The organism is Streptomyces sp. NPDC057302, assembly GCF_042667685.1.
In the GTDB taxonomy this organism is placed as follows: Bacteria; Actinomycetota; Actinomycetes; order Streptomycetales; family Streptomycetaceae; genus Streptomyces.
Map to the genome: position 1 here is coordinate 1 of NZ_JBHUZJ010000161.1, position 4,903 is coordinate 4,903.

At 70.3% G+C, this 4,903-nt stretch carries 6 protein-coding genes; 4 read left to right on the forward strand and 2 right to left on the reverse strand.

Annotated elements, in window-relative coordinates; translation table 11 throughout:
- Positions 1-163: 163 nt before the first annotated feature.
- Both ACFUPX_RS43910 and ACFUPX_RS43915 read left to right on the forward strand, forming a co-directional pair.
- The gene (locus ACFUPX_RS43910; protein WP_383335337.1) at positions 164-916 is read left to right on the forward strand and encodes a sulfite exporter TauE/SafE family protein; all 753 of its coding nucleotides are present in this window, start codon (positions 164-166) and stop codon (positions 914-916) included.
- 121 nt (positions 917-1,037) lie between these two features.
- The gene (locus ACFUPX_RS43915) at positions 1,038-1,514 is read left to right on the forward strand and encodes a carboxymuconolactone decarboxylase family protein (protein ID WP_383335339.1); all 477 of its coding nucleotides are present in this window, start codon (positions 1,038-1,040) and stop codon (positions 1,512-1,514) included.
- A gap of 22 nt (positions 1,515-1,536) precedes the next feature.
- Here the strand turns inward: ACFUPX_RS43915 and ACFUPX_RS43920 are convergent, their stop codons facing one another.
- Positions 1,537-2,475, reverse strand: a complete 939-nt coding sequence (locus tag ACFUPX_RS43920; protein WP_383335341.1) for an AraC family transcriptional regulator — start codon at positions 2,473-2,475, stop codon at positions 1,537-1,539.
- 84 nt (positions 2,476-2,559) lie between these two features.
- Positions 2,560-3,489, reverse strand: a complete 930-nt coding sequence (locus tag ACFUPX_RS43925) for an NADP-dependent oxidoreductase (protein WP_383335343.1) — start codon at positions 3,487-3,489, stop codon at positions 2,560-2,562.
- Between the two features lie 334 nt (positions 3,490-3,823).
- Here ACFUPX_RS43925 and ACFUPX_RS43930 point away from each other — a divergent pair, with 334 nt between their 5' ends.
- Together ACFUPX_RS43930 and ACFUPX_RS43935 are read left to right on the forward strand one after the other, a co-directional pair.
- Positions 3,824-4,171: a DoxX family protein gene (locus tag ACFUPX_RS43930; protein ID WP_383335345.1), complete on the forward strand. Its 348-nt coding sequence runs from the start codon at positions 3,824-3,826 to the stop codon at positions 4,169-4,171.
- A gap of 181 nt (positions 4,172-4,352) precedes the next feature.
- Complete coding sequence (locus ACFUPX_RS43935) at positions 4,353-4,868, forward strand: lytic polysaccharide monooxygenase auxiliary activity family 9 protein (protein WP_383335347.1); 516 nt, start codon at positions 4,353-4,355, stop codon at positions 4,866-4,868.
- Positions 4,869-4,903 lie beyond the last annotated feature (35 nt).

Consider the following 4,903-nt stretch of genomic DNA (forward strand, 5'->3'; position numbering starts at 1 on the left):
CGCGGCCTCCGGAGGACGCGTACGCCGGGCCGGGTGCCGACCCGTCGGCCCCGCGCCGGATCGGCTGCTCTCCAGATCGGCTGCGCGCCAGACTTACGCACCAGACTTTCCGTCCCGGGCTGCCCGCGCTCCGGTACGCCGACCGTCCCGAGAAGGGCTGTTCATGCACGCACTCGAGGCAGTGGCCATCGCGGCCTCGGCCGTGGCGGCCGGCGGAATCAACGCGGTGGTCGGCTCCGGCACCCTGATCACCTTCCCCACGCTGCTCGCCTTCGGATACCCGCCGGTGCTGGCCAACGTCTCCAACACCATCGGGCTGGTCCCCGGCGTCATCAGCGCGGCGTACGGATATCGCGCCGAGCTCAAGGGCCAGCTCCCCCGCCTCGTCAAGCTCGGTCTCGCGTCGCTCCTGGGCGGCGTCGTGGGAGCGGTGCTGCTCCTGAAGCTGTCCGCCGACACGTTCCGCGCCGCGGTGCCGGTGCTGATCCTGCTCGCCTGTGTGCTGGTGCTGCTGCAGCCCCGCCTCCAGAAGTGGCTGGCGCGGCGCGACAGCCGGGGCCGGGAGGACGGCGGCATCCCCCTGTGGAGCGGCGTCATGGTCACCGGTGTCTACGGCGGCTACTTCGGTGCGGCCCAAGGGGTGCTGCTCATGGGCCTGTTCGGATCGTTCCTCCGGGATGACCTGCAGCGCCTGAACGCCGTCAAGAACGTCCTCGCGTCCCTCGTGAACGGTGTCGCCGCGGTCATCTTCATCGCGGTGACGACCGTCGACTGGAAGGTCACTGGAGTGATCGCCGTCGGCTCCACCCTGGGCGGTCTGATCGGCGCACGGGTGGGCCGCCGCCTCTCACCCACCGTGCTGCGCGGGCTCATCGTCGTGGTCGGGGTGACCGCGGCGGTCGCCGTGGCCTTGTGAGCGGCCCCGCACTACGGAGCGGCGACGCAAAGTGGCTCACGTCACAAACTCCCCTGTCGAATCGCGCACGGCCGCCACGTGTAGGAGGTGTAACCGCCAACGACCGCAAGGAGCACACACGATGGAAGCCCGCTTGAACCTCTTCGGCAGCCCGGTCACGGCCAAGGCCCTGAAGCACCTCGCGTCGGCGAGCAAGGCGATCATCTCGGATTCGACGGTGCCGTCCGCGACCCAGCACCTGGTGATGCTGCGCGCGAGCCAGATCAACGGCTGCGGTTTCTGCACCGACATGCACACCAAGGACGCCGCGCACGAGGGGGAGACCCCGGTCCGCCTGAACCTGGTCGCCGCCTGGCGTGAGGCCAAGGTGTTCACCGACGCCGAGCGTGCCGCCCTGGAGCTGACCGAACAGGGCACGCGTATCGCGGACGCGGCAGGTGGGGTCCCGGACGAGGTCTGGAGGAACGCCGCCAAGCATTACGACGACGACCAGCTCGCCGCCCTGGTGTCGCTCATCGCCCTCATCAACGCGGCCAACCGCTTCAACCTCCTCGTCCAGCAGCCCGCCGGCGACTACCAGCCCGGTCAGTTCGGCTGATGCCGCGCGGAGTCGAACCCGGCTAGGCCGCCCTGCTCTGGCGCCGGTACCCACCCGGCGCCAGGCCGTACTCCCGCTTGAAGGCCTTGGCGAAGGCGAACTCCGAGCCGTATCCGGTGCGGGCGGCGACCGTCGTCAGCGGGGCGTCGGACTCGCGCAGCAGACGTGCCGCGGTCGTCATGCGCCAGCGGGTCAGATAGGCCATCGGTGGTTCGCCGACCAGGGCGGCGAACCGACGGGCGAACGCGGCGCGGGAGAGACCGGCCCGCACCGCCAGGGACTCGACCGTCCACGAGGCCGCCGGATCGTCGTGCATGGCCCGCAGTGCGGGTGCGACGGCCGCGTCCCCCAGGGCCGCGGCCCAGCCCTGTGCCGCGGCCGGGGGCTGATCGTCCAGCCAGGCCCGCAGGATGTAGAGGAGCAGCGAGTCGATCAGGGTGGGCACGATGCCGTCCGAGCCGATGCGCGGGTTCTCCAGCTCGGAGCCGAGGAGCTGGACGGCGGAGCTCAGCTCCGGATGGCGTCCGTGCCGCGTCGGCAGGTGGATCACCTCGGGCAGCTGGTGCACCAGCGGGTGCGGGCGGCCCTGGTCCAGGTGGTAGCTGCCGCACAGCAGGCTCGTTTCGGCGCCCTCGCCGCCGAGTGTGATCGAGCCGATCGGTGAACTCCCGCGGAACTGCTCGCTCTTGCACTCCTCGGCCGGGGTGGAAGGGTGGTCGGCGAGGATGTGGCCGCGGCCGCCGCGCAGGAAGATCACGTCGCCGGGGTTCAGCGGAATCGGCTCGACGTGCGGCGGCGCGTCGGGCAGCGGGACCAGCCAGCAGGTGCCGTAGAGCACCACGTGGAATCCGGCGCCCGCGACGGGCGGAAGACGCAGGCCCCAGGGGGCGCGGCCGTTGGTCCGTACGGACGCCGGGTGCCCGGTGCGCATCGAGGCCAGCGCCTCGGTGAGGATGTCCATCCGGCCTCGCCCTTCCTGATGCCGCGTGCCGCTCGTCGCTCGTCGCTCGTCGCTCGTCGTCTGCCGATGTCGCGGTCGGTCCGGTCAGCCGTCGACCGTCAGGACAATCTTGCCCTGTACGTGTCCCGCGGCGACCAGTTCGTGTGCCTTGCCCGCCTCCGCCAGCGGGAACGTCTCCTCGACGTAGGGACGGATCCGGCCCGTGTCGATCAGCTCGGCGAGTGCTTCGAGCCCGGCGGAGTCCGGTTCGACCATCACTCCGGCGAAGCGCCGCCCGGCAGCCTCGACGCGCGCGGCGAGCTCCTGGTCGTGGTGTTCCAGGATGCTGATGAGTACGCCGCCGGGGCGCACCACGCCGAGCGAGCGGTCGCCCTGGGCGTTCGAGTCGAGGAGTACGTCGACGTCCTTGACGACCTCGGTGAAGTCGGTGGTCCGGTAGTCGATGATCTCGTCGGCGCCGAGGCCCCGTACGAAGTCGTGGCGGCCCGCGCTGGCGATGGCGATCACTTGGGCGCCGCGTGCCTTCGCGATCTGCACGGCGAAGTGGCCGACGCCGCCGGCCGCCCGCTGGATCAGCACCCGGTCGCCCTCCTTGATGTCCGCCGCTCCCACCAGGCCCTGCCAGGCGGTGAGAGCCGCGAGGGGGACGGCGGCGGCGTGCACGTGGTCGAGCGAGGCGGGCTTGCGGGCCAGCTGATCGGACGGCGCGACGACGTAGTCGGCGTACGCGGTGGCGGCGCGGGGGAAGTGCGGCATCCCGTACACCTCGTCGCCCACCGCGAACCCGGCCCCGGCGCCCGCCTCTTCGACCACTCCGGAGATGTCCCAGCCCACGCCGAACGGCGGCTCGCCGAGCAGCGGAAAGGCACCGGACCTGACGGCCACGTCCGCCGGGTTGACGGCACTGGCGTGGACCTTGACGAGGACCTCACCGGCCTGCGGTTCGGGCCGCTGGGCCTCCACGACCTCGAGGACCTCGGGCCCGCCGAAGGACTTCTGGATCACTGCGCGCATGGTGACTCTCCCTGGGTCTCACGCTGGGTCTCATGTCGTGCTCTGCCTGATGTCCTCAACCCTAGGGAGATCGAATGAGTCGCAGAATAGCCTTCTGTCTCTTCTACATGTCCCAGCGTCTCGTCACTCGATCGTCTCGAATATGCGCGCCCCGGATCTGAGCCAGATGCGACTCGGGCGGCACCGGGCGGCACCCCACGTGTGTCCCAGGTCACACGGAGAACGGCGTCCGCCGGTCACATTCCCGCGTCGCGGACCGTCAGAGCAGTGACGCACTCAAGAAGCCCGGCCGGAACAAGTCCGCCCAGGCACCCGCCCGATGGGAGCATTTCTGATGTCCACCGCCTACGTTGTCGTCACCGTCCTGGCCGCCGTCATGGTGGGCTTCTCGGCCGCGTCCGTCTTCCTGCGCGCCAAGTGGGTCGTGGAGCCCATGGCCGACTACGGCGTCCCCCTCTCGTGGCTGCCCCTGCTCGGCGCGGCCAAGGCCGCGGGGGCGGCGGGCCTGCTGGTCGGCCTGCTCGTGCCCGCCATCGGCGTCGCGGCCGGGATCTGCCTGGCGCTGTACTTCGCCGGCGCCGTCGTCACCGTGATCCGGGCCCGTTGGTACGCGCACATCCCGTTCCCGCTGCTGTACGCGGCACCGGTGATCGGGGCTCTGACCCTGGGTTTTGCCGCCTAGCCCCAGCCGCTCCTCCCCCACCCTCCACACCTCGGAGAGCGCCCCAACCGCAACTTCCGTACCACGCGCACTACTTGAAGGGTTGACTGAGCTCCGACAAAGCGTATGGTCTAGGCCAATGAGCCGACCGAGGCGCCCGGTCGTCTCTCACCCCTCCTCCCCCCACCCAGAGGGAACAGAGATGAACAAGAAGCAGAAGCTGGCAGCCTTCGTGGGCGCGGGATTCGCGCCCGTGCTCGTCCTGGCCTCCGTCACCCCGGCCAGTGCGCACGGCTACGTCTCATCGCCCCCGAGCCGCCAGGCACAGTGCGCGGCAGGCACCGTGTCCTGCGGCGAGATCACCAATGAACCGCAGAGCGTCGAAGGCCCCAAGGGGCAGACGACGTGCAGCGGCGGCAACGCCCGGTTCGACGAACTGGACGACGACGGCAAGGGCTGGAAGGTCACCGATGTCGGCTCGTCGCAGGAGTTCAGCTGGAAGCTGACGGCTCGTCACAGCACCAGCACCTGGCAGTACTTCGTCGGTGGCAACAAGATCGCCGAAGTCGATGACGGGGGCGCCCAGCCGGGCGAGACCGTCACGCACAAGGTCGACTTCGGAGGCCTCAGCGGCAAGCAGAAGGTGCTCGCGGTGTGGAACATCGCCGACACGGCGAACGCCTTCTACGCCTGCATCGATGTGAACATCGGGGGCTGAGCCCCCCGCGCAGGGGTGGTTCCCCCACACCACCC

Coding starts and splice junctions, on each gene's coding strand:
- ACFUPX_RS43925 (WP_383335343.1), bottom strand. CDS start 3,489: ATGCGCGCAGTGATCCAGAAGTCCTTCGGCGGGCCCGAGGTCCTCGAG.
- ACFUPX_RS43935 (WP_383335347.1), top strand. CDS start 4,353: ATGAACAAGAAGCAGAAGCTGGCAGCCTTCGTGGGCGCGGGATTCGCG.
- ACFUPX_RS43930 (WP_383335345.1), top strand. CDS start 3,824: ATGTCCACCGCCTACGTTGTCGTCACCGTCCTGGCCGCCGTCATGGTG.
- ACFUPX_RS43915 (WP_383335339.1), top strand. CDS start 1,038: ATGGAAGCCCGCTTGAACCTCTTCGGCAGCCCGGTCACGGCCAAGGCC.
- ACFUPX_RS43920 (WP_383335341.1), bottom strand. CDS start 2,475: ATGGACATCCTCACCGAGGCGCTGGCCTCGATGCGCACCGGGCACCCG.
- ACFUPX_RS43910 (WP_383335337.1), top strand. CDS start 164: ATGCACGCACTCGAGGCAGTGGCCATCGCGGCCTCGGCCGTGGCGGCC.